At 72.0% G+C, this 590-nt stretch carries 2 protein-coding genes; both read right to left on the reverse strand.

The features are described from left to right. The coding region (locus tag E2E34_RS34955; RefSeq protein ID WP_138905796.1) for a CHAT domain-containing protein at nucleotides 1-303 on the reverse strand (303 nt) is incomplete at its 3' end. A 21-nt stretch (nucleotides 304-324) separates the two neighbouring features. Then, the coding region (locus E2E34_RS34960; RefSeq protein ID WP_208765429.1) for a hypothetical protein at nucleotides 325-590 on the reverse strand (266 nt) is incomplete at its 5' end.

The raw sequence follows: 590 nt of genomic DNA on the forward strand, positions 1-590 counted from the left end.
GGCTCGGACCGTGGGGGTGTAGGAGGAGATCACCCGGTCCATCACCGTGCGGCGCGGTGGGCCGGCTCCAGGGTCGGTGTGGAAGCCCGCCGCGTGCAGGGGGAGCAGGCCCATGAGTCCGCCCGGCACCCACCACACCCGGGGCAGGGGCTCCCCGGCATCGGGCCCAGGGGGCCCACCAGGCGTCGTCGACATGGCCGTCAGGACTGGCTCCGCGGCCGCCTCCCAGAGCCATTCCAGTACGCCGCGCAGTGACCGCTGCGCGGCGATCCGGTCGCCGTCGGGCGCTGTCGACTCGTCCAAGGCCGCGTAAAAGGTCTCGAGTTAGGTGTAGAGGGCTTCCTCGGTGAGTCGGGGCAAAGGGCAGGCGGTGATGCCCTCGCTGGTGAGGAGCAGCGCGTCGCTGCGGTACCGGCTGACGTTGTACGTCACCACGGGGCCGTGGGCGGCTTCGGCCAGGAGGTCGTCGATCGTCGGGGGCAGGCCGAAAGCGGCGAACCCTTCACGGGACCGGATGTGGCCCAGCAGCTCTTCCAGCTCGGCCACCAGGCGGTGGCGTTCATGAGCAGCACCCGCGCCCGCGCCTGCGG

The organism is Streptomyces albidochromogenes (assembly GCF_005981925.1).
In the GTDB taxonomy this organism is placed as follows: domain Bacteria; phylum Actinomycetota; class Actinomycetes; order Streptomycetales; family Streptomycetaceae; genus Streptomyces; species Streptomyces albidochromogenes.